Source organism: Chthoniobacterales bacterium (assembly GCA_018883245.1).
Classification (GTDB): domain Bacteria; phylum Verrucomicrobiota; class Verrucomicrobiia; order Chthoniobacterales; family JACTMZ01; genus JACTMZ01.
Genome location: VEQL01000015.1, coordinates 1 through 21,355, shown reverse-complemented (window position 1 = coordinate 21,355; position 21,355 = coordinate 1). Strand labels below are relative to the sequence as shown.

The window sequence follows — 21,355 nt, the reverse complement described above, 5'->3', positions numbered from 1 at the left end:
GCACTTCAATCACGCGAAGCCCGTTCGACCACGACCTCGCTGCCTTCGGTCCGCAGCGCCACGACCCGCGTTCCCGCCGGGATGAAATCGCCCTCCGTCCGCGCGTCGAATATCTCGCCACCGAACTCCGCCCTGCCGACGGGTCGCAGCAACGAAACCGTCCGCCCCGCATCGCCCGCGCGCACCGACGGCCGGATCGAACCGGGTTCGTGCGCGGGGACCGATGCCCCCGAGGGCTGGCTCGCGGTCAAAATGATCCTCCGCAGCACGGGCAACTGCGGGAAAAATTTCGCGAGGAAGAAAATGGCAACGCCGGACATGCCGATCGCAATGGCGAGGTTGGCCAGCGGACCGGCAAAGACATCGAAGGACGGCCACTGCACGGCATTGGGATAGTAATCCACCATGGCCCAAAGGAGCGCGCCGATCATGAGAACGCTGCCGGCAAGCGCGAGAACCACAATCCCCGGAAGAAAGAGGAGTTCAACCAGCACCATCAGCAGGCCAAGGACGAAGAATGCCACCACTTCCATGCCCGCAAGCCCCGCGACGTAATGACCCGCGAAGAAGAGCAGGAAGCAAATCGCCGCGATGAACCCGGGCACACCGAATCCCGGGGATTTGAATTCGATATAGGTCCCGATGATTCCCCCGAGGAGGAATAGCGGAGCCAGCATGGTGATCACCAGCGCCATGCGTTCGAAGCCACTCGGCTCCGCCTCCACCACCGGACCGCGAAGCCCCGCATCGCGCACGAGGTCGGCTATGGAAGGCGCGATCCCCGCGGCAAGAAGGGGCTTGCCGTTGATTTTTTCCGCGGCTTCCTGGGCGCTCAACGTGAGGAGTTCGCCCTTGTCGCTGATCACGCGTGAGCCGATTTTCACCTCCTTGTCCTTGTTGATGAAGGCCTCGGCCAGTTCGGGATTATGGCCGTTGCTGTCCGCCGCGCTGCGAAAGTATCCGGAGTAATATGACACGATCTTTGCATTGAGGGTTTCGGGGATTTCCTGACCCGTTCCCATCACGGGCGCGGCGGCGCCGATCGCACTCACCGGGGCCATCCAGATTTGCTTGGTGCCCAGCGCGATCAACGCTCCTGCCGAACCCGCGTTCGGGTTGACGTAGGTCAACGTCGGCGCCCGGACTTTGAGCAGAGCCTGCAGGATATCCACCCCCGCGCCGAGATCACCGCCGGGCGTGTCCATATCAAGGATGAAAGCCGAGGCCTTCGCTGCCTCACCCATTTTCAGAATGCGGCGGAGAAAGAAAAATTGCGCCTTCGAGACCTCGCCCTTGAGCGGGACCACCACCACCGCGCCCTCGGGTATGTCGCCGGCCAGAGGAGTCACCACCGGCAGCGCAGAAACGTCGCGCGAGGGCAAAGTCTCCGCGGACGCAAGGACACCGGAAAAAACGAGCGTAAGGATAGCGAAGGTCAGACGCCTCATGTGATGCCGAATTTCCCCCCTCTGCCCCCGCCCCACAAGACGATTCCGCGCGCGAAAAACCGCGCGCACGGTTGCCGCCTCGGTTAGATTGACTGGCCATGCCACGCATCGCCGAGGAGAGCATTGAACGGGTCGCCGCTGCCACGGACATCGTGGAAGTCATCGGCAGCTACTTCCCGCTCAAGCGCGCGGGCTCAAGCTGGCGGGCGCTGTGCCCCTTCCACCGCGAGAAAAGTCCTTCGTTTCACGTCAGCCCGCAAAAGCAGGCATACTACTGCTTCGGATGCGGCGCGGGGGGCAGCGTCTTCAAATTTGTCATGGAATACGAGCGCGTGGACTTCGGCACTGCCGTGCGACGCCTGGCACAACGCGCGGGAGTAGTGGTGGTTGAGGAGCAATCCGCGCCCGGGGAAGAGAGGCGGCACGAACTACGCGGACGTCTGCTCGAGTTGCACAAACTCGCGGCTGACTGGTTCCATCACAACCTCCTGCGTTCGGCTTCGGGCGCCAACGCGCGCGACTACCTGAAGTCCCGGGCCATCGGATCGGATATCGCCAAGAATTGGCACCTCGGCTATGCCCCCGACAGCCGTGATGCGCTTTTGAAGCATGCGCGGAGCGCCGGTTTCCGCGACGACGAACTCCAGGCCAGCGGCCTTTTCCACGGCGGTGCCGGCAAGCCGCCAGCCGATCGTTTCCGTCAGAGGCTGATGTTCCCGATCTGCAACGACTTCGGCGAAGTCATCGCGTTCAGCGGACGCGTCCTGCCGCCATCGGAGGATCCGGCCAAATATGTCAACTCTCCCGAGACGCCGCTGTTCAACAAGGGCCGCGCCCTCTTCGGCCTCCACAAAGCGCGACGGCCGCTCGCCGACACCGGAACCGCAATCGTGTGCGAGGGACAACTCGACCTCATCCGGATTTTCGAGAGTGGCATGGAAAATGTCGTTGCACCGCAGGGCACGGCCTTCACGCCATCGCAAGCGCGGCTGCTCAAGCGCTACGCGGACACCGCCGTGCTTTGCTTCGACTCGGACCGCGCGGGGCGCACGGCGGTGGAGCGGTCCCTGCCCATCCTGCTTGCGAGCGGCTTTGCCGTCCGCGTCGCTGCACTTCCACCCGGTGAGGATCCCGACTCCCTCATCCGCAGTCAGGGCGCAGAAAAATTTCGCGAACTCATGGAAAGTGCTCCTGACTATTTCGACTTCGCGGTCGATGAGGCAGCCCGATCGGGCGCGCTGGACAACGCCCAGAAAAAGGCTGCCCTCGCGCGAAAGCTGGCAGCTTTCGCCGCGTCCTTGCCCGATGCGGTGGGGCGGGAAGCGATCGCCGCCCGCCTTGCACCGCGCCTTGCCATATCACCGCAGGCTTTTCTGGCCGCCGTGCCGAAGACACAACCGGCGCACCCCGCCGATTCGGGAACCGAGGAACAACCGGACAGCGAGAAGCAGGGCAGCCAACCCGACCCGGTGGTTCGGCTACTTCTCCATGCCGCTCTGTCCGACCTGAACGCCCGGCAGTGGCTTGCGCAGCAGGATGCAGGCTCGTTTCTGGCCGGACGGGCCGGCACCGAGCTGCTCGCAGCCTGCTTGCGCTCGGATTTCGATCCGGCGGACGAAGCTGCGGCACGCCTTTTTCTTGCCGCACAATCCTCTGACGACCAGTCGCTTGTGGCTTCACTTTTGGTCGCGCCCCCTCCGATCCGGCCCGACCTCATCGCCCGCGAGACCTTACTGAACCTGCGCAAACGAAGCCTCGATGCAAGGCGCGAAGGCATCACCTCGCAATTGCGACAGCCCGGCTTGCCCTCTGACGAAGTCGTGAGATTACAGTCTGAGGTTGTTGACATTATGAGACAGTTGAGGGATCTTAGCGGGTCGCAGTGACAACCGCGGAACCTACGCAGACCCGCTGATTCCCGAAACATCGGGAAGAAATGCTGTCCGGCGACCGCTCATCCAACATCCATGGCCACCAAAAAGTCCAAAAAGCCTTCCAAAGCCGCTAAGTCTCAAAAGCACTCCCCCAAGCCGCCTGCCCAAAAACCGAAATCCAAGCCGGCGGCCAAAAAAACTTCGCCCCAAAAGGCCCCTGCTCGCAAACCGGCCCCGAAGGGCAAGGAAACGCTTCTCAAGGCCAAAGCAACCGCGGCAAAGGCAAAGGACGCCAAGTCGGCGAACGCGCAGCACACCAAAAAGCCGGAGTCCGCCAAGGACAAAGTCACGGGGAAAAAGCAGGCAGACACGAAGTCGCAAGCCATCAAGAACTCTGCAATCGCGCTCTTGACCGATCCTTCCCAAGGGCGAAATACCGAACAGTTCATAGCGGAAAAAACGCGCGAACTCATCAAACTCTGCAAAGACCAAGGCTACCTCACCTTCGACGATCTCGAGGAAAACCTGCCCTCCGCTCTCAATGACCCCGACGTGATCGACAAGATCATCACTCGCTTGCGCGAGGTGGAGATCGAACTGATCGAACAAAGCGACATCGACACGGACAAGGCGCCGCGCAAGGAAGAGGAAAAAACCGACAAGGACGACAAGGCCGACGGACGTCTCGACATTCTCGATGACCCCGTGCGCATGTATCTCAAGCAGATGGGCCAAGTGCCGCTCCTCACGCGAGAGCAAGAGGTGGAAATCTCCAAGCGCATCGAGGATGCGGAACTCAAGGTTCAGGACATCGTTTACCGCATGGGCTTCGTGGCCCGCGGCCATCTGGATCTCGCCGGAAAATTGCTCGACCAGCGCGAGCGTTTCGACCGCGTGATCATGGACAAAAAGATCGAGAGCCGCGAACGCTACATGAAGGCTCTGCCCCGGCTCTGCGCAACAATCAAGACGCAGGCCCAGAAGATCGACCGTCTTTTCGCCCAGATAGCCAATCTCAAAAAGCCCTCGGGCGCCCAGCACAAGACGTTCGAAAAGGCATTGGTGAGCATCCGCCAGCACTACCCGAAGTTTTTCTACAAACAAAAGATCACGGACGACTTTGTGCAGGCTGCGGACGACACCCACCGCACCCTTCTTCATCTCAATGGCGAGCACGCCAAGACCAGCCCGCGCGCCAAGCGCAGTGCGGAAGCCAAAAAGAAGATGCAGGAGCTGGAAAAACGCATCGCCGACCTGAGCCACCGCGCCTGGATGATTCCAGACGTCTTCCGCCAGTCCTATTCCGACCTGCGCCGCTGGCATCGCGAGGCCCACAAAGCCAAGACCGAGATGGTCGAGGCCAACCTCCGCCTCGTCATTTCCATCGCCAAAAAATACACCAACCGAGGCCTGTCCTTCCTCGACCTCATCCAGGAAGGCAATATGGGCCTGATGAAAGCGGTGGAAAAATTCGAATACCGCCGCGGCTACAAATTCTCCACTTACGCCACGTGGTGGATCCGTCAGGCCATCACCCGCTCGATCGCCGACCAGGCCCGCACCATCCGCATTCCGGTGCACATGATCGAAACGATCAACAAACTCATCCGCGTGCAGAAGCAACTCGTGCAGGAATACGGACGCGAGCCCACGCCCGATGAAATTGCCGACGAGATCCAGCTGCCCGTCGAACGCGTCCGCGCCGTTCTCAAAATGGCCCAGACCCCGATCTCGTTGCAGATGCCTGTCGGCGACAGCGATGACACCAGCTTCGGTGACTTCATCGAGGATAAATCCGCGGAAAACCCCGCGGACAGCGCCGCCATCATCCTGCTCAAGGACAAGATCAAAGATGTTCTCGAGACCCTCACCGATCGCGAGCGCTCCGTGCTCGAACAGCGCTTCGGTTTGGTGGACGGCTACCCGCGCACGCTCGAGGAAGTCGGACGGCAATTCAAAGTCACCCGCGAACGAATCCGTCAGATCGAGGCCAAGGCCCTTCGCAAGATGCGCCACCCCACCCGGCTTCGCCAGCTTGAGGGATACCTGGAGCCGCGCGATCTTTAAGCGCAACCGCTGCCCGGTTCCGGTGTTTTATTGAGCATGAACCAAGAGGACCGGAAACTTTGGGATTTGCTCGGCCGCTCCCCGCGGCACCCAGCTCCGCCGTTTTTCGCTGCGAAAGTCATGCGGCGGATTGGTGAAGCAGGTGCGCCTCGGACCTCATGGTTCGCTCCGATTTTCCGTTGGCTCGCCCCCGCCGCCATCGCCGCGCTCGTCGTTCTTGCCATCGCACCCCGCCCCGATCGCGAACCCGCGTCCGTGGCAACATCCGACCTTACCACGCTCGACCTCTTGGAATTGCTCAGCCCGGAGGATTACCAAATCCTCACCGATGCCGGTTGGCCATACAACGACGGCTTCCTCAGCGCGGATTTGTAATCGCACAGCCCGCGCACCGTATCAATGAGCGGCGAGCCCGGCATATTTTGCCCCGGCGCCACGGGTTGGCGCTTCGACAATTCCTACAGCCGTTTGCCGGAGGTTCTTTTTTCCCGCGTCGCACCGGTTCCGGTGGCGTGGCCTGAGATCGTCTTGCTCAACGAGCGGCTGGCGGGCGATCTGGGACTCGATGCGGATGCTTTGCGGCACACAGGGGCGGAGTTTTTATCCGGCAATAGCCTTCCTCTGGGCGCGGACCCGATCGCACAGGCTTACGCGGGACACCAATTCGGCCATTTCACAAATCTCGGTGACGGCAGGGCCTTGCTGCTCGGAGAGCATATGGCGCCTGGCGCGCGGCGCTTCGATATCCAGCTGAAAGGCTCGGGCCAAACCCCTTACTCGCGGCGCGGCGATGGCAGGGCGGCCTTGGGACCGATGCTGCGTGAATACATCGTGAGCGAGGCCATGCATGCGCTGGGAATTCCGACCACCCGCAGCCTCGCGGTGGTATCGACCGGCGAGAAAATCCTTCGCGACAAACCGCTGCCCGGAGCCGTGCTGACACGCGTCGCCGCAAGCCATATCCGCGTGGGAACCTTCGAATACGCGGCCGCGCTCGGCGACCTGCGCACGGTTGAGGCGCTCCTTGAGCACACGCTGCAGCGGCACTATCCGGAGTCGGCCCAATCGGAAAACAAGGCCTTGGCTCTGCTTGCCGCGGCAGTGGAGAGCCAGGCGGACCTCGTGGCACGGTGGCTCTGCGTCGGCTTTGTTCACGGGGTGATGAACACCGACAACATGGCGCTGAGCGGTGAAACCATCGACTACGGTCCATGCGCATTCATGGACACCTATGATCCTGCAACGGTATTCAGCTCCATCGATCGCGGCGGCAGATACGCTTACGGAAAACAGCCCCACATCGCACATTGGAATCTAGCGCGACTGGCGGAAGCCTTGCTCCCGTTGGTCGACAAAGACCGCGAAAAGTCGATCGAACGTGCGAACACCACTCTCGAAGCCTTTCCCCGCAGGTTCCAGGACCATTATCAGTCGGGCCTGAGAAAAAAGCTCGGCCTGCTGACTGCAGAAGATGATGACTTCGACTTGGCCAACGAGCTATTGGCTTGGATGACCCGCGCCAAATCCGACTTCACAAACACATTCGCGTCCTTGATTCGTGCCGCGGGCACGCACAGGCTTCCGCAAGGTCTGTCGGACGCGGACTTCAGTATTTGGTTTGAAAAGTGGACCGCGCGCCTCGGGCGCCAGCAAAAGACCAAGGACGAAATCGCAGCTGCAATGCGCAGCGCCAACCCATCTGTGATTCCGCGCAACCATCGTGTCGAGGAGGCGCTTGCAGCGGCCAACGACGGGGACCTCTCGGCAATGCAAAGACTGTTGGACATTCTCTCACGGCCATTCGAGGAATCAGCAGCGAACGAACCTTTCTGCGAACCGCCGCCGCCCGGCATCGAGACCTACCGGACCTTCTGCGGCACTTGATGAAGTTGCCTCGATGCGACGCACGGGCTATAAACGACCTTGAAGGAAGGGTGGCTGAGTCCGGTTTAAGGCACTCGACTCGAAATCGAGCGTGGGGTTAAACCCACCGTGGGTTCGAATCCCACCCCTTCCGCCACTCTGCAGTTCTATTCCTTGTGCTTGCTGCAGGCGAGCGCGACACCCTTCCAAAGAACGGCGAGCAGCGAGACGGCGGCAAAGACCGGATCGATCAAATAGTCCCAGAAGTTCTGCGACTCTTGGAAACGAAGTGCGTAGCCGCAGAAAACGGCAAGCAGCACGTAGCCGAATCGATTCCCACGCCATAAGAGGACCGCGGCCGTGATGGATGCCGCGCCGTATAGGACGAATGACTCTTTCCAAAAGAGCCACGGCCAGCCCAGGGAGTATGAGTCGAAATTCCGCGGACCCAGCCCCAAGGCGCTGGGGTAAAGAAGCAAACCGGCCGCTGCGCCGAAAGTCCATGCAGCATTCCAATCGCGCTTGCGAAGAATGCGCGTCCCAAAAGCGCGGTCGATGATCGCAACAACGAGAAGGACTGCCATCGTCACGCTGAAATTCGCGCTAAGGCTCATCGACCACCAAGGCAAGGCATGTCCGAACCAAGGGACGGAGACCGCGACCGACGCAACAATGGCGGATACGACCGCACTGCGTAGCCCGTGCAACCAAGGCACGCGCTGGACAAGCCATACCAGCAGCAACCAAGGCCCAACCAATCCCCACCAGAGCGAAAGTTGTGTCATTGCGCACGCTCCTCCTGCTGTCTGACCCACGCTTCGTTGAATTCCGCAAAATGAATTTCTTTCTGGCGAGCTGAATAAACCATCATAACCCTGCCCCCTCGGGCCAACATGTAGGGATAAGAAAACTCGCTGCCGGCCTCTTCCTGCAGCGTGGCAACGCGCCGCCATGTGCGCCCCTCGTCACGTGAAATTGCCAATCGCAAATTTTCGCGTTTGCCGGGAGAGAAGTCATTGAAAGCGCAGAGCAAGGCCCCGTCGCTGAGCCTGACCGCACAGACGCCCGAATCCACATTCGGAATATCCGTGGGCACGGGGCGGCTCCAGGTCCTTCCTGCATCGTCACTCCATGCCACCGACATCCGACGCGCAGACGTGTAGTCGCGAAACAAAGCGACAGCCCGCCGCGTGTCCAGAGGCACCAAAGCAGGTTGCAAGATCGAAACACCTCCGTAGATGCGTGAAACGGCGTCGATCCACCCGTCTCGCTCCGGCTGAAGCCACAGGATCTCGGGAAATTTCCCGAGGAACTCCTCGTAAACCGGCACCGCCCATCCGCCTCCGAGCAGAGGCGCCGGGGGATTGCGAGGCAATGCGCTCAAATTCGCCAGCGGGTTCATCGTAAGCTTGCGGACCGGTCCCCAAGTGCGCCCTCCATCCTCCGACCATGCTATGTTCATCGAACTGCCGGACCAACGTCCCGCAGCAATCGACACGAAGAGCAGTCCAACGCGCGCCGACTCGTCAGACAGCAGCAACGGATTGCCGAGGGAAATCACGTTGCGGCCGAGTTGCGATGCAACCCCTTCGCGCGTTATGATCACCCCCGGAGGAGACCATTCTCCATCTGGTCCGCGTCGGGAGAGATAGATCGCCACATCATCCTCCACCTCCCCCTTGCCCGCATACCATGCCGCCAACAATTCTCCTCCCGGCAACTCCGCAAGCGCAGCCGAGTGCGACTTCGGTTGAGGCGCGCCGGGATTGATTACATTTGTCCGGAAAAAGGGCGGCTCGGATGCCGGAATGTCCGGTGCCACGACGAATCCCGGAAACGCACAATTTGCTTGGTCCGACGACATCCACCACGAAAGCAGACCGGATGCCAGCGCAATAAAAACGCAGGCCACGCGAAAAAGTATTCCGCGCTTTGTTTGCTCCGATTCCCGCACGCTCACGACACAACCTCCACGGGACATTCGGGCAAGGCTTTGAGAAACGCCCGGCCGTAGGCCTTGGTAACCAGCCGGTTGTCAAGGATCACAACGATCCCCTCGTCCACCGCGGTGCGGATAAGGCGCCCCACACCCTGCCGCAGTTTGAGGATCGCCTCGGGTAGCGAGTATTCGGAAAAAGGATCCCCCCCGCGCGCCTCGATCTGCTCGAGCCGCGCTTCAACCAGCGGATGGTCCGGCACGGCAAAGGGCAGCCGTGTGATGATCACGTTGCGCAACGCGCCCCCCGGCACATCCACCCCGCTCCAGAAACTGTCGAGACCGAAGAGCACGGAGTTCGACTCGCCCTTGAATTCCTCGACCATCCGGTGACGCGAAAGTTCGGCCCCCTGCACGAGAAGCGGCCAACCCCGGTCCGCAAAGTGTTTCTCCATCCGCTCGGCCAGCCGGCGCATGAGGCGTGCATTGGTAAAAAGCACGAAGGCATGACCTTCGGTCTTGTCCGTGAAGTGGTCGATCCAACCTTCCAGCGCTGTCTCGTAATCGGCCGCCCGCGGGTCGGGCATCTTCTTCACGACGTGAATTTTCATCTGCCGCGCGTAGTCGAAAGGACTTCCGATCTGCACCGCCTCGGCATCCTCGCCCCCGACCCTCTCGCGAAAATACATCAAGTCCGGCCGCCCGACCGAAAGCGTGGCGCTGGTCAGGACAGCCGTGGTCTCGTCGCGAAAAAGCAGCCGCCGCAATTCCGCCGCCAGATCCACCGGGGTAACGTGCGCGGTCACGAACTGGTCGCGCCGGCCGGACAGTGCCGTCCAGTAGACGCTTTCTTCCTCGCGCTGGTCGGCAAACACCGGCAATCCCTCGGCGAACGCCTGCAGTCGCAAAATGCATTCGCCGACCTCCGCGCGCATGTCCTCGCTGGCGCCGGAAGCGGCTTCTTTGAGCATTTGGCGAACCGCGTTCAAGCGCGACACAATGTCCATCGGCAGCTCGATCGGCTGGCGGACGCGCACTTCTTTGCCTTTGGTGAAGGGGCATGCGTTGGCCAGCGCGGTGAAAAACTTTTCACCCTCGTCAAGTGCGGATGCCACGGCCGCTCCTCCGGACCGCGCCTTGAGCGCAGCCATGAGGCCCTTTTTAGTCCGGGGATTCCAAAGACGCTGCAGGAGGTAGCGCAGCTCGTATTGCGACAAACGCAGCCCGAGATGCTTGGCCGCGACGCTTTCGATCGTATGCGCCTCGTCGATGACGAGAAAGTCGTTCGGGTAAAGATAGCCGGCACCATCGGCGTGCAGTTCGTCCGCACCGCCGAGCAGAATGAAGAGCAGGCTGTGGTTCAGAACGACGATGTTTGCGGTGTCCACCCGCCTGCGCGCCTGCTGGTAAAAACAACGCTGGCCATGGCCACCCCCGCACGACCGATGGGTGCAAACGCCGGCCTCGCTGCAAACCAGATTCCAAACCGCGGGGTCGGGCAGCGGATCGATGTCAGCAAGCGAGCCGTCGCGCGTGCGGCGGCTCCAGTCGAGGATGCGCTCGAGTTCCACCGACTCTGACGTGGTGAACAGCTCCGCCCTGTTCTCCATGGCCTTCTGCAAACGGCGCTGGCAAAGATAATTCTGCCTTCCTTTGAGCAGCGTCGCCTCGAACTCGTGCGGCAGAAGTTTCGCCACGAGCGGCAGATCCTTGTAGAGCAACTGTTCCTGCAGGTTGATGGTGTGTGTGGAGACAATCGCTTTGCGCCCGCCTTCCATCGCCGTCAGCACGGACGGAACCAGATAGGCCAGGGACTTTCCCGTGCCGGTGCCTGCTTCGGCGACAAGATGACCGCCGCGGGCAAGGACCGCGGCCACGCGCTGCGCCATCAGCAACTGCTGCGGTCGGAACTCGTAATTGTTGGCAGAGGACAACAGACCGCCCGGGGAAAAGATTTCCTCCATGCGCAGATCGGTGGTGGGGCTTGCACCGCTGTCGGGAACGAGAGAAATCACGCCGTGCCCCCCCGATGAATCGCGTTGATCGCGTCAATTCGTTCGAAGAAGATGGCATATCGGGCCCCGCGCTCCCTTGGGGGCGCGAACGTGCCGTTTCCGATGCAGATTCTCGACCGATACATTCTCAAGCGTGTGCTGCAACCATTCCTCTATTGCGTGGGGGGCTTTGTTGCCATCTGGGTTGTTTTCGACTTGAGCGAGAATGCACCGGCCTTCCTCGAGAACAAAGCTCCGCTTTCGAAATTGCTGGAATTTTACGTTCTTCGCGTGCCCGAGATCATCCTCATGAGCCTGCCGGTCGGGTTGCTCTTGGCCATACTTTACACGTTCACCCAGATGTCCCGACGCAACGAGATCATTTCCATCCTCGGAGCCGGACGCAGCGTCGTGCGGCTGCTCATGCCGCTTTTTTTGCTGGGACTGCTCACAACCGGCTTGGCAACCGCGCTCAATTACTCGGCCGCACCCCACGCCGGCGCGGTGAAAAAGGAGATCATCGAGGAGGTTTCGGGCGGCGAGGATCTCGACCGCAAAGCAATCAGGGGACACCTCTTCCGCAACCGCGAGGACCGGCGCTTCTGGCATGTGGCGCGGCTCAATCCTTCGGTCGAAAGATTCTCCGCCGTCATGATCATCCAGGAGGACCAAGCCGGACACCCACGGCGCAATTATTACGCGGACAAAGCATCATACGATCACGCGACGAAGACATGGCGCCTCGACAAGGGCAAGGTTGTCGACTTCACACCGCAGGGCGACGTGAAAGAGCAACGGCGTTTTGAAATCCTGCGCCTGCGCAATTTTTCCGAGACACCGTGGCGGATCAGCAGCTCGGTGCTGGAAGCCAATTTCCTCTCGGTGCCCGAACTGCGCGAATACCTCGCCAACAACGCCCATTTCACGGAAGGACGCCTTGCAGCCTACCGCACGCAACTCGCCTACCGCTGGGCCTTGCCTTGGGGCTGTTTCCTTGCCGTGCTCATCGCCGCACCGCTCGGCATCGTCTATTCGCGACGCGGATTGCTCGGCGGTATCACCATGGCCATCGGGCTCTTCTTTCTCCTCGTGCTCTCGAGCAGCGTCTTCCTGGCTCTGGGCAAGGGCAACCGCATCGATCCGGTGGCAGCCGCGTGGATTCCGCTGGTTATTTTTGGCGCGGTCGGCGCGGTCATGCTATGGATGCGCTCAACCAACCGCGAGGTGCCCAACATACTGAGTTGAAAATGCCATGAACCAAGACTGGGAAATCCGCAAACGATCCGACATTTGCACCGCCACGCAAAAGCCCTTCACCGAGGGCGAGGCTTTTTACACCGCGCTCTACCGTGATGGCGATGGTTTCCGGCGGGAGGACATCTGCGAGGAAGCGTGGGGCGGACTGCCCGCCGAACCGAGGCCATTCTCTTTCTGGCGTTCAAAATTCGAAACACCTCCGCCACCACCGCCTGAACCCTTGGCCAAGCAAGACGCCGAAGGAATCCTGCGGAAGCTCATCGAGGAAAATTCCGATTCGACCAAAAACGCCCGCTACATCCTCGCGCTGATGCTCGAACGCAAACGCATCCTCAAGCCGATGGACAGCGAGGATGCCGGAGTGCTGGTTTACGAGCGGGCTGAGACTGGCGAGACCTTCCTGATCCCCAACCCGCAGCTCAGCCTCTCTCAGGTGCCCGAAGTCCAGGTGGAAGTTTCCGCTCTTCTGGGACTACAACTCGGAAGCGAACCCGACCCCGAAACGCAGGCCGCCTGAGCATCAATTTTGTGGCGGTCCCGTCCGCTCCCATGGAAACCTCCACCCCGCAAACCTCCTTCGCGAGGCGTCCGGAACAGCCGGTGCTTTTCCTCGCGCCGATGGCCGGAGTGACCAACTCCGTTTTCCGCCGCATCTGCAAGGCACGGGGCGCGGACGTGTTGACGACCGAATTCGTCTCGGCCGACGGCGTGCTTCACCGCAATGAACGCACCGCGCGCTATGTCGGCTTCCTTCCCGACGAGCGTCCTCTGGGCGTCCAGCTTTTCGGCGCGGATGCGGAACACCTCGCGCGCGGGGCCAGCGCGGTCGTGGAGTGGGTTCAGCCGGATTTCATCGACATCAATTTCGGATGCCCCGTCAACAAAGTCGTCTGCAAAAACGGCGGATCCGCCCTTCTCCGCAATGGAGAACTTCTCGCCTCCATCGCGTCCGCGGTGGTGCAGGCTGTCGCACCGCTGCCCGTCACGGCCAAAATCCGCACCGGATGGGACGCGCAGTCGGTCAACGCCGCGGACAACGCACGGCGGCTCGAGGATGCGGGAATCAAGCGACTGACAATCCACGGCCGCACCCGCGCGCAGGGATATTCCGGCGAGGCCGATTGGGACGTCATTGCCTCCGCCGCCGACGCCGTGCTGATTCCGGTCGTTGGCAACGGCGACATCAACTCCGCAACGACCGCACTCCACCGTTGGAGAAATACCCCGGTTTCAGGCTTGATGATCGGACGAGCGGCGATGAGCTCGCCATGGATCTTCCACGAAATCAAAGCCGCCTTCCGAGGCGAAGATGCACCGCCTTCACCCACGCTGTCCGACCGTTGGAACCTCGTCGAGCAGCATTGCCGAGAGGAACTCCAACACTGGCACCACACCGCGAAAGGCATGCACGCCATGCGGGCGAGGCTGATGGCTTACTCCCGCGGGCTCCCTTCCAGCCGCGAACTTCGCCGCCGGTTCGGTGCAATCGAATCGCTTGAGCAGCTTGCAGAGATCCGAGCGTGGCACGAAAATGCCGTGCATGAACCGGTCGATACCGAGGAACCGCAGCATGTCGCCCCATCGTTGGCTCACCTGTAGCGGCGCCAACTTTTTCTTTTCTCTTACTATCCTCGTTCTTGCGTCCTGCACCGACGCAAAGCCGCCGGCCGACGATTATGCCGCTCGCAGGAATGCCATGGTCGAAACCCAGATCGCGTCGCGCGGAATCAGCGACACCGCGACTCTGGGCGCCATGCGCTCGGTCCCCCGCCACGAATTTGTCCCGGCGCGCCTGCGGGATGAGGCTTACGGGGACTACCCACTGCCCATAGGCAGCGGACAGACCATTTCCCAGCCCTACATCGTGGCCTTCATGACCGAAGCCATCCGCCCGAAACCGGGGGAGAAAATTTTGGAGATCGGCGGCGGCTCGGGATACCAAGCAGCTGTCCTTGCGCAGACCGGGGCCGAAGTTTTCACCGTGGAAATCCTCGAACCACTCGCGGGGCTGGCCCGGCAAAACCTCACACGACTTGGCTACAAAAACGCCCATGTTCTCCACGCCGACGGCTATCGAGGGTGGCCCGAGCACGCACCCTATGACGCAATCATCGTCACCTGCGCTCCGGATGCGATTCCGCCAGACCTGGTCACCCAACTCAAAGATGGCGGACGAATGATCGTTCCCGTTGGCGGCGGCATGAACCAGGAACTCATCCTTCTAAGCAAACACGGCGACAAGATCGAACAACATGCCGTCCTGCCCGTCCGCTTCGTCCCCATGACCGGCGAAGCGGAAAGTCCGCGCTAACTAGCAAAGGCGAAACCCTGCAGACCTTTCACCCCGACCTTGGCAGCGAACAAGTTGCCGGCTTCGGGCTCCGGCGAAGGCTCCGCGTCGTCGCGGCCTTTCTGTGCGGTGGTGAAATAAAGAACGTCAAGATCCGGACCGCCAAAGGCGGGACACGTCACGTTGGCAGCCGGGCACTCGACCTTGGCCAGCATTTCGCCATTGGCCGGATTCCATCGCGCCACGCCATAACCCGCCCACAGCGCGGTCCACAAACAGCCTTCCGCATCGACGGCCAAACCATCGGGACGGCCGATCGACTTATCCACTTCGACCACCGCGCGCCGGTTGGCAATGCCGCCCGTCAGCGCGTCGTAATCGAACGCGAACACGCAGCCGGTCTTCGTGTCGGTCCAATAAAACGTCCTTTGCTCCGGTGACCACCCGAGGCCGTTGGAGTTGCCGACGCGATCGATGAGCTTCGTGGAATTCAGATCAGGCTCGATGCGCCAAAGCGCCGCCTTTTGATCCGAGCCGTCATAGGCGATCGTGCCGGCAAAAAGCCGCCCGCGGGGATCCGGCTTCCCGTCGTTGAAACGATTGCCGGGGAGGTTGGCTTCCGGATCGCACAGCAGCACAAACTTGCCGCTCTCGAAATCCATTCGCGCAATGCCGTCGCGCGTGGCCAGCACGAGATCGCCGCGTGTCGTCGGTTGGACCATCGACACATGACAAGGTGTCTTGCGCACCTCGTCGCGTCCCGTGGCAGGATCGAACCGATGAACTTCGCAGCGCAGAATATCGACCCAGTAGAGTCTCTGCTCGGCTGGGAACCAGCACGCCCCCTCGCCCAAGATAGCCCGCGCCGGCAAAACACAGTCGGAAGAAAAAGTTTCCATTATGGAAGCATCAAGGAATCAAAAAAAGCGCGCGACTTCCGCCGCGGACCAATGAAGCGTCCATACCACGATCGAGCGTGGCAAGGCATCCTTTGCGCGCAACCGCCACACCGATCAGATAGCAGTCTGTGAGCTGGCGCGAATCCGGTAAGTGCTTGAATTTGGTGCGATCGCGCAGCGACAAATCATCGGGCCAGAACTGATGCCCGGACAACAAGCAAAGCTTCTCCAAGACCTCGCGCGCCGCGTGAGCATCACCGGCAAAGTTGGGGTAGTTTCTCTGCCCGACAATTCTGACAAAGCCGTTCTCGGTCAGCGGACACGCTGCCCAAGCACGGTAAGCATCGGCTTCAAACCAGTCGGTGGCGCGACGGTGATGATCGTGCAAGGGATCGGTCAGCGCGATCAGCACATTGACATCGAGAAGAAAGGCCACGGCAGCTATTCGTCCTCGAGCATCTCACGCACCATTTCACTGGTGACAACCCTGTTTCCGGTGCCGGTGTGGTTCATGAGTGGAATTCCACCTGGACCAATGTGGTAATAAGGCGAAGGACTCTCTGCACCAGCTGACGAACCAATTTCACGGCGCAGGGCATGCTCAAACATTGCGCGCAAGGTCGTCTTTCTCCTTAGTGCAACGGCCTTGGCTTCAGCAAAAAGATCGTCGGGCAGCTCGAGGGTGGTCTTCATATGGGCGACAGTATGGGTGTATGGGCTGTTGTCAATATGCGCAGAGTTTCATTTCCCCCTGCACACCTCGCGGTAGAGATTTGCCGTGCGGCGGGCAACCGCTTCCCAACTGAAAACATGCTCCACGCGCTTGCGCGCCGCCGCACCCATCGCCGCACGCCGTTCCGGCTGGCGCATCAGTTCGTTGGTCGAGGCGGCCAGATCCCGGGCGAATTTGTCCGGATTCACCGGCTCGAAAGGCGCGGTGTCCATCTGCTCAACAGGCACAAGAAGACCGGTCTCACCGTGAACAACAACCTCGACAATGCCTCCGACCTCGCTGGCCACCACCGGCGTGCCGCAGGCCATCGCCTCCAGGTTGATCAGTCCGAACGGCTCGTAAATAGACGGACAGACAAACACCGATGCCTGCGAATACAGAGGAATGATTTCGTTCTTCGGAAGCATTTCCTCGATCCAAATCACACCCGGACGCTCCTGCTGCGCCGCCGCGACTGCCTGGTGCATTTCGCCGGCAATCTCGGGAGTATCCGGCGCCCCGGCACACAAGACCACTTGGAAGCCCGGATCGAGATATCGCAGCGCACGGACGAGGTGAATGATCCCCTTCTGGCGGGTGATACGACCGACGAAGAGCACATAAGGCTTTGACGGATCGATGCCGTGGCCGATCAGCACCTTTTCGTCGGCACGCTTGCGGTATTCGTCGAGGTCGATGCCTCCGTGGATCACATGAACGCGGGCCGGATCGACACCGAACATTTCGAGCACATCGTCGCGCGTTGACTCGGATACGGCTATGATCGCGTCCGCCATCTCGATCGCCGTTTTCTCGACCCATACGGAAAAATCGTATCCGCCACCAAGCTGTTCCCGCTTCCAAGGCCGCAGCGGCTCCAGCGAATGGACAGTCAGAACCAAGGGCATCGAGTAATTCAACTTCATCAAGATGCCGCCCAGATGCGTATACCATGTATGCACATGAACGAGATCGGCCTCATCGGGACCCGCGGCCGCAAAGGCCACATCGCGCTGGGCCGTGGCAAATACCGGCCGCAAGGCCTTGGAGCAACCGAACCCCGAGCCGTCGAATCCAAAGCCGCGCACAGTCAGGCGGCCATCATGCGAGTGCTGGTCTCCGAAGCACCGCACCTCCACATCCATGAATCGCGTCAACTCGCGCACCAGATAGTCCACATGCACCCCCGCACCCCCGTAAACGTGGGGCGGGTATTCGTTGGTCAGCATCAATACTTTCACAGAGGCATTTTGGAACTTCGTGCCGGCCTTGGCCAGCGCAAGTTCCTCCGCGCATCGCAAGGGCGCAGCCATGCTTTTCCCATTCCACGCTCCTTGACACCTGTGTTTAGCATGACGCCCCCATGAACCACCTCGAGGCCTGCGTCGCGCTGAACATGATTCCGTCCATGGGCCCGGTGCGCATGCGCCGGCTGCTCGGTGCTTTCGGCTCGGCGGAAAAAATCCTGCTGGCGCGCCGCGGCCAACTCGAGCAAGTCGAAGGCATCAGCTCACACGTCGCCGAAAACATCGCCCGCTGGCAGGGTTTCGCCGATCCGTCCGCGGAACTGCGAAAAGCGAAGGCAATGGGCGCGGTCGTGATCACGGCGGAGGATGACAATTATCCGCACTCGCTGCGCGAAATCCACGATCCGCCGATCGTTCTCTACATGCTCGGCACGCTTGACGATCGCGACCGCAACGCCATCGCCGTCGTCGGGTCCCGTCGCGCCAGCCACTATGCCACGGAAAGCGCCAAAAAGCTTTCATTCCAGATGGCCTATGCAGGACTAACGGTCGTCAGCGGTCTGGCGCGCGGCATCGACACCGCCGCCCACCAAGGCGCGTTGGCCGCCAAAGGACGCACCATCGCCGTGATCGGCGCCGGGTTGGCGCACATTTATCCGCCGGAGAACGCGCAACTCGCCGAGCGCATCGCCTCGTCGGGGGCGGTCCTCTCCGAGTTCCCCATCGACACGAAACCCGACCGCCAAACATTTCCCATCCGCAACCGCATCGTCACAGGACTTTCTTTCGGCGTTCTTGTGGTCGAGGCCGGCGCCAACAGCGGCGCGCTCATCAGCGCGAACATGGCCGCAGAGCAAGGGCGCACGCTTTACGCAGTGCCCGGACGCATCGACCAACCGTCCTGCCTCGGATCGAACCGCTTGATCCAGCAGGGCGCAAAACTTGTCACTGCGGCCGGCGACATCCTCGATGATCTGCCGATTCTTTTTGCCAAAGAGCCGGAACTGCCGGACGCCCCGACCCCGCAAAGCCTTTCGCCCAACGAGCAAAAGATCTGTGACGCGATCGGCTCCGAAGAGGCGCCTCTCGATACCGTGATCGCGACAAGCGGGTTGACACCGGCCGTCGTGTCTTCCACGTTGCTCGCCCTTGAAATGCGGCGACTCGTCAAGCAATTGCCGGGAAAACGCTTCGTCAAACTCGTTTAACAATGTCCAAAACACTCGTCATCGCCGAAAAGCCCAGCGTGGCCGGAGACCTTGCCCGCGCCCTTGGAAAGTTCAAAAAGGAGAAGGGTTATTACGAGGGCGACTCCATGGTGATTTCCCACACGGTGGGACATCTGCTCGAGATCCAGGAACCCGATGAATTCAAAGTCGTGCGCGGAAAGTGGAGCCTCGAGAATCTCCCGGTCCTTCCCAACCGCTTCGACCTCGTGCCGCGCGAAAAAGCGCAGGAGCAGTTGCGCATCCTGAAAAAACTTTTGGCCCGCAAAGACGTCGGTGAAGTGATCAACGCTTGCGACGCCGGACGCGAGGGTGAACTGATCTTCCGCTACGTCGTCCAGCACTTCAAAAACACCAAACCCATCAAGCGGCTTTGGCTGCAGTCCATGACGGCTGACGCCATCCGCGAAGGCTTCGCACATCTGCGCAGCGACGAGGAAATGATCCCGCTGAGCGAGGCCGCTACCTGCCGCTCGGAAAGCGATTGGTTGGTCGGCATCAATGGCTCGCGGGCCATGACCGCCTTCTACAAGGAATTGCTCGGCGGTTTCCAAGTGACGCCCGTGGGCCGTGTTCAGACACCCACCTTAGCAATCCTTGTCGAACGCGAGGAAAAAATCCGCAATTTCCAGCCCCGTCCTTACTTCGAACTGCACGGTGAGTTCGGCGTGGCCGCCGGGGCATACATCGGCAAATGGTTCGACGAGAAATTCAAAAAGTCATCGGATGAAGACGCCAAAGCCGAGCGCATCTGGGGTCGGGCCAAAGCGGACGAGATCAAGGCCAAGTGCGAAGGAAAAACCGGCACCGTCGAGGAGACCAAGACACCGAAAAGCGAGTCCTCGCCGCTTCTCTACGATCTCACCACGCTCCAGCGCGAGGCCAACGGACGTTTCGGATTCAGCGCCAAGCGCACCCTGCAAATCGCCCAAGCCCTTTACGAGAAGCACAAAGTCCTCACCTACCCCCGCACCGACTCGCGCTATCTACCCCAGGACAACCTGCCGGCGGTGAAGAAAGTCCTCTCCGGTATGGACGATCCTTCGCTCGGGCCCCACGCACGCAAAGCTTTGGACAAGGGATGGGTGACAGCCACGCCGCGCGTTTTCAACAACGCCAAAGTCAGCGACCACCACGCAATCATTCCCACCGGCGCCAGCCCTGAGAAACTCGACGAATACGAGATGCGCCTCTACGACCTCGTGGCGCGGCGCTTCATCGCGGTCTTTTTCCCTCCCGCAAAATACGAGGTCACCAAACGCATCACCACGGTGGAGGGCGAGAAATTCAAGACCGACGGCAAGGTGCTCATCGAACCGGGCTGGCGCGAGGTTTACGGGAAGTCCGCCGCGGGCGCGGACGAAGAATCTCTTGTGCCGGTCAAACAGGGCGAAACCGCCGAGACAAAGTCCATCGAGGTCAAGGAACTGCAGACCAAACCGGCCCCGCGGTTCACCGAGGCGACACTTCTCTCCGCCATGGAAGGCGCCGGCAAACTTGTCGAGGACGAGGAACTGCGCGAAGCCATGAGCCAACGCGGCCTGGGCACCCCCGCCACGCGCGCCGCCATCATCGAGGGCCTCCTCACGCAGGAATACGTGCGGCGCGAAGGCCGCGACCTCGCCGCCACGGCCAAAGGGATCAAGCTCATCACCGCCCTGCGCGAACTGCAGATCGGCACGCTCAGCTCTCCGGAAATGACCGGCGAATGGGAATACAAGCTCAAGCAGATCGAGGCAGGACAGCTCAAACGCGACGCGTTCATGGAGGAAATCCGCGGCCTCGTGGATCGCGTGATCAAAAAAATCAAAGAAGCCTCGGGACAAGTGAACAGCGAGACCATGCGCGGCAATTTCCATGATTTGGATGCCAAATGTCCGAAATGCGGGAGTGCCGCCGGATTCAAAGAATCATTCAAAGCCTATGACTGCAAAGCCGGCTGCGGGCTCGTGGTCTGGAAGACCGTGAGTGGACGCGAACTCGAACCCGAGGAAGTTCGTGCGCTGCTGGACACCGGCAGCGTCGGGCCGATCAAGGGATTCAAGAGCAAGATGGGGCGACCGTTCGAGGCCAAGCTCGCTCTCTCGGAGGCCACCGGATGGAAAACAACTTTCGACTTCGGCGACGGCGGGGTCCGCAACAACGAGCCATTCAATAAAGACGCAGCCACCATGGTGGTGGAGAAATGTCCCGTGTGCGAAAACGGCGCCATCTATGACGCCGGCAACGCCTTCGCTTGTGAACACGCGTTGGCCCCCGAGAAAAAGTGCGCATTCCGCATGGGCAAAACGATCCTCCAGAGAGAAATCAGTGCTGACGACGTTCGCAAAATCTGCGCAGAAGGTAAAACAGCCCTTCTCACAAAGTTCATCTCCAAAAAAGGCCGCCCCTTCAACGCCTTCCTCGTCCTCGACAAGAAATCCGGCAAAGTCGGGTTCGAATTCGAAGAGCGAAAGCCCAAGACGCCGAAGAAGACCGCCGCAGCCGCAGGCGCCTCCTAAGACCATGGCACCAAGCCTCGCCTTACCCAGAGTCAAGCGGG

At 60.8% G+C, this 21,355-nt stretch carries 18 protein-coding genes, 1 tRNA gene and 2 pseudogenes; 13 read left to right on the top strand and 8 right to left on the bottom strand.

The window, feature by feature from the left end; genetic code table 11:
- Window positions 1–5: 5 nt before the first annotated feature.
- Window positions 6–1,448 (bottom strand): nodulation protein NfeD, encoded by a 1,443-nt coding sequence (locus FGM15_06965; protein ID MBU3665601.1) that lies wholly within the window; start codon window positions 1,446–1,448, stop codon window positions 6–8.
- A 98-nt stretch (window positions 1,449–1,546) separates the two neighbouring features.
- On the opposite strand from FGM15_06965, the gene dnaG reads away from it, so the two are divergent.
- The 7 genes and pseudogenes from dnaG (at window position 1,547) to FGM15_06930 (ending at window position 7,409) form a co-directional block, all read left to right on the top strand.
- Window positions 1,547–3,334, top strand: a complete 1,788-nt coding sequence (gene dnaG, locus FGM15_06960; GenBank protein MBU3665600.1) for a DNA primase — start codon at window positions 1,547–1,549, stop codon at window positions 3,332–3,334.
- An 81-nt stretch (window positions 3,335–3,415) separates the two neighbouring features.
- Window positions 3,416–3,994: pseudogene (locus FGM15_06955) on the top strand (hypothetical protein).
- A gap of 39 nt (window positions 3,995–4,033) precedes the next feature.
- Window positions 4,034–4,983, top strand: a pseudogene (locus FGM15_06950) (sigma-70 family RNA polymerase sigma factor).
- Window positions 4,904–5,389, top strand: coding sequence for a hypothetical protein (locus FGM15_06945; GenBank protein MBU3665599.1), 486 nt, complete (start codon window positions 4,904–4,906; stop codon window positions 5,387–5,389). The pseudogene FGM15_06950 and the gene FGM15_06945 overlap by 80 nt, the downstream one beginning before the upstream one ends.
- Window positions 5,390–5,425: 36 nt before the next feature.
- Window positions 5,426–5,764 carry a hypothetical protein gene (locus FGM15_06940; GenBank protein ID MBU3665598.1) on the top strand — a complete coding sequence of 113 codons (339 nt, stop codon included), beginning with the start codon at window positions 5,426–5,428 and terminating at the stop codon, window positions 5,762–5,764.
- A 24-nt stretch (window positions 5,765–5,788) separates the two neighbouring features.
- Window positions 5,789–7,273 carry a YdiU family protein gene (locus FGM15_06935; GenBank protein MBU3665597.1) on the top strand — a complete coding sequence of 495 codons (1,485 nt, stop codon included), beginning with the start codon at window positions 5,789–5,791 and terminating at the stop codon, window positions 7,271–7,273.
- Window positions 7,274–7,317: 44 nt separating this feature from the next.
- A tRNA-Ser gene (locus FGM15_06930) sits at window positions 7,318–7,409 on the top strand.
- 10 nt (window positions 7,410–7,419) lie between these two features.
- Here the strand turns inward: FGM15_06930 and FGM15_06925 are convergent.
- Genes FGM15_06925 through FGM15_06915 form a run of 3 tightly spaced genes read right to left on the bottom strand, consistent with a single transcriptional unit; the run spans window position 7,420 to window position 11,152 of the window.
- Window positions 7,420–8,037 (bottom strand): hypothetical protein, encoded by a 618-nt coding sequence (locus FGM15_06925; protein MBU3665596.1) that lies wholly within the window; start codon window positions 8,035–8,037, stop codon window positions 7,420–7,422.
- Window positions 8,034–9,233 carry a hypothetical protein gene (locus FGM15_06920; GenBank protein MBU3665595.1) on the bottom strand — a complete coding sequence of 400 codons (1,200 nt, stop codon included), beginning with the start codon at window positions 9,231–9,233 and terminating at the stop codon, window positions 8,034–8,036. Before FGM15_06920 ends, FGM15_06925 begins: the two co-directional genes overlap by 4 nt.
- On the bottom strand, window positions 9,209–11,152 hold the full coding sequence (locus FGM15_06915) for an ATP-dependent DNA helicase (GenBank protein ID MBU3665594.1): 1,944 nt from the start codon (window positions 11,150–11,152) through the stop codon (window positions 9,209–9,211). Before FGM15_06915 ends, FGM15_06920 begins: the two co-directional genes overlap by 25 nt.
- Window positions 11,153–11,254: 102 nt before the next feature.
- Between FGM15_06915 and FGM15_06910 the strand changes: the two genes are divergently transcribed.
- From FGM15_06910 to FGM15_06895, 4 genes are read left to right on the top strand one after another with little or no spacing between them, the layout of a single operon-like run.
- Window positions 11,255–12,427 (top strand): YjgP/YjgQ family permease, encoded by a 1,173-nt coding sequence (locus FGM15_06910; GenBank protein ID MBU3665593.1) that lies wholly within the window; start codon window positions 11,255–11,257, stop codon window positions 12,425–12,427.
- A 7-nt stretch (window positions 12,428–12,434) separates the two neighbouring features.
- Window positions 12,435–12,956 (top strand): hypothetical protein, encoded by a 522-nt coding sequence (locus FGM15_06905; GenBank protein ID MBU3665592.1) that lies wholly within the window; start codon window positions 12,435–12,437, stop codon window positions 12,954–12,956.
- Window positions 12,957–12,988: 32 nt separating this feature from the next.
- Window positions 12,989–14,038 carry a tRNA dihydrouridine synthase DusB gene (dusB, locus tag FGM15_06900; GenBank protein MBU3665591.1) on the top strand — a complete coding sequence of 350 codons (1,050 nt, stop codon included), beginning with the start codon at window positions 12,989–12,991 and terminating at the stop codon, window positions 14,036–14,038.
- Window positions 14,010–14,750 (top strand): protein-L-isoaspartate(D-aspartate) O-methyltransferase, encoded by a 741-nt coding sequence (locus FGM15_06895; GenBank protein ID MBU3665590.1) that lies wholly within the window; start codon window positions 14,010–14,012, stop codon window positions 14,748–14,750. Before dusB ends, FGM15_06895 begins: the two co-directional genes overlap by 29 nt.
- Here the strand turns inward: FGM15_06895 and FGM15_06890 are convergent.
- Genes FGM15_06890 through glgA form a run of 4 tightly spaced genes read right to left on the bottom strand, consistent with a single transcriptional unit; the run spans window position 14,747 to window position 17,581 of the window.
- Window positions 14,747–15,628, bottom strand: coding sequence for an SMP-30/gluconolactonase/LRE family protein (locus tag FGM15_06890; GenBank protein ID MBU3665589.1), 882 nt, complete (start codon window positions 15,626–15,628; stop codon window positions 14,747–14,749). The genes FGM15_06895 and FGM15_06890 overlap by 4 nt on opposite strands.
- A 10-nt stretch (window positions 15,629–15,638) precedes the next feature.
- On the bottom strand, window positions 15,639–16,064 hold the full coding sequence (locus tag FGM15_06885) for a PIN domain-containing protein (GenBank protein ID MBU3665588.1): 426 nt from the start codon (window positions 16,062–16,064) through the stop codon (window positions 15,639–15,641).
- Between the two features lie 5 nt (window positions 16,065–16,069).
- Window positions 16,070–16,321 (bottom strand): hypothetical protein, encoded by a 252-nt coding sequence (locus FGM15_06880; GenBank protein ID MBU3665587.1) that lies wholly within the window; start codon window positions 16,319–16,321, stop codon window positions 16,070–16,072.
- Between the two features lie 48 nt (window positions 16,322–16,369).
- Window positions 16,370–17,581, bottom strand: coding sequence for a glycogen synthase (gene glgA / locus FGM15_06875; protein MBU3665586.1), 1,212 nt, complete (start codon window positions 17,579–17,581; stop codon window positions 16,370–16,372).
- Window positions 17,582–17,703: 122 nt separating this feature from the next.
- On the opposite strand from glgA, the gene dprA reads away from it, so the two are divergent.
- Together dprA and FGM15_06865 are read left to right on the top strand one after the other, a co-directional pair.
- Window positions 17,704–18,795 (top strand): DNA-protecting protein DprA, encoded by a 1,092-nt coding sequence (gene dprA / locus FGM15_06870; protein ID MBU3665585.1) that lies wholly within the window; start codon window positions 17,704–17,706, stop codon window positions 18,793–18,795.
- Window positions 18,796–18,797: 2 nt separating this feature from the next.
- Window positions 18,798–21,314, top strand: coding sequence for a DNA topoisomerase III (locus tag FGM15_06865; GenBank protein ID MBU3665584.1), 2,517 nt, complete (start codon window positions 18,798–18,800; stop codon window positions 21,312–21,314).
- The last annotated feature ends 41 nt before the right edge of the window (window positions 21,315–21,355 follow it).

Bases quoted from the DNA above. Each gene is read 5' to 3' on its own strand.
- FGM15_06965 (MBU3665601.1), bottom strand. From the start codon at position 1,448: ATGAGGCGTCTGACCTTCGCTATCCTTACGCTCGTTTTTTCCGGTGTC.
- dnaG (MBU3665600.1), top strand. From the start codon at position 1,547: ATGCCACGCATCGCCGAGGAGAGCATTGAACGGGTCGCCGCTGCCACG.
- FGM15_06945 (MBU3665599.1), top strand. From the start codon at position 4,904: ATGATCGAAACGATCAACAAACTCATCCGCGTGCAGAAGCAACTCGTG.
- FGM15_06940 (MBU3665598.1), top strand. From the start codon at position 5,426: ATGAACCAAGAGGACCGGAAACTTTGGGATTTGCTCGGCCGCTCCCCG.
- FGM15_06935 (MBU3665597.1), top strand. From the start codon at position 5,789: ATGAGCGGCGAGCCCGGCATATTTTGCCCCGGCGCCACGGGTTGGCGC.
- FGM15_06925 (MBU3665596.1), bottom strand. From the start codon at position 8,037: ATGACACAACTTTCGCTCTGGTGGGGATTGGTTGGGCCTTGGTTGCTG.
- FGM15_06920 (MBU3665595.1), bottom strand. From the start codon at position 9,233: ATGTCCCGTGGAGGTTGTGTCGTGAGCGTGCGGGAATCGGAGCAAACA.
- FGM15_06915 (MBU3665594.1), bottom strand. From the start codon at position 11,152: ATGGAGGAAATCTTTTCCCCGGGCGGTCTGTTGTCCTCTGCCAACAAT.
- FGM15_06910 (MBU3665593.1), top strand. From the start codon at position 11,255: ATGGCATATCGGGCCCCGCGCTCCCTTGGGGGCGCGAACGTGCCGTTT.
- FGM15_06905 (MBU3665592.1), top strand. From the start codon at position 12,435: ATGAACCAAGACTGGGAAATCCGCAAACGATCCGACATTTGCACCGCC.
- dusB (MBU3665591.1), top strand. From the start codon at position 12,989: ATGGAAACCTCCACCCCGCAAACCTCCTTCGCGAGGCGTCCGGAACAG.
- FGM15_06895 (MBU3665590.1), top strand. From the start codon at position 14,010: ATGTCGCCCCATCGTTGGCTCACCTGTAGCGGCGCCAACTTTTTCTTT.
- FGM15_06890 (MBU3665589.1), bottom strand. From the start codon at position 15,628: ATGGAAACTTTTTCTTCCGACTGTGTTTTGCCGGCGCGGGCTATCTTG.
- FGM15_06880 (MBU3665587.1), bottom strand. From the start codon at position 16,321: ATGAAGACCACCCTCGAGCTGCCCGACGATCTTTTTGCTGAAGCCAAG.
- dprA (MBU3665585.1), top strand. From the start codon at position 17,704: ATGAACCACCTCGAGGCCTGCGTCGCGCTGAACATGATTCCGTCCATG.
- FGM15_06865 (MBU3665584.1), top strand. From the start codon at position 18,798: ATGTCCAAAACACTCGTCATCGCCGAAAAGCCCAGCGTGGCCGGAGAC.